The sequence below is a fragment of the Pedobacter sp. 01N416 genome, assembly GCF_056399685.1.
Genome location: NZ_JBFTRT010001155.1, coordinates 1 through 365, shown reverse-complemented (window position 1 = coordinate 365; position 365 = coordinate 1). Strand labels below are relative to the sequence as shown.

The 365-nt window shown below is 36.4% G+C and carries 2 protein-coding genes; both read left to right on the top strand.

The genetic code is table 11. The features are described 5' to 3' along the window. On the top strand, positions 1-111 hold a 111-nt coding region (locus AC1DND_RS29685; RefSeq protein ID WP_477586657.1), incomplete at its 5' end, for a DUF5000 domain-containing lipoprotein. Positions 112-138: 27 nt separating this feature from the next. Next, positions 139-365: DUF4998 domain-containing protein (locus AC1DND_RS29680; protein WP_477586655.1), on the top strand; the 227-nt coding region annotated here is incomplete at its 3' end.

The window sequence follows — 365 nt, the reverse complement described above, 5'->3', positions numbered from 1 at the left end:
GCTGTAGGCCTTAAAAAAGTAAGGTATATCCGCATAAAATCTATTAATAATTGGCAGGGTAACTCATTTATGAGTGTATCAGAAGTTCAACTTTATGGAGACCCAAGATAGAGGCAATAACTTAACAGAATTTTAGAGATGAATAATCAAAAAATAAATATAAGAACCATAAAACTAGCTTTTATGATCCTGTTGGCTGGCGCTTACCTCGCCTGTACAAAGGCCGACGACTATAAAAAATTTACTGAAACGGGAGAGATCTCTTACACTGGGAAATTGGATTCAGTAAAAGTAATGTCGGGAAATAATAGGGTGTACATCCGTGGGTTGTTTCTTGCAGATCCAAAAGTGACGCAGTGTAAAAT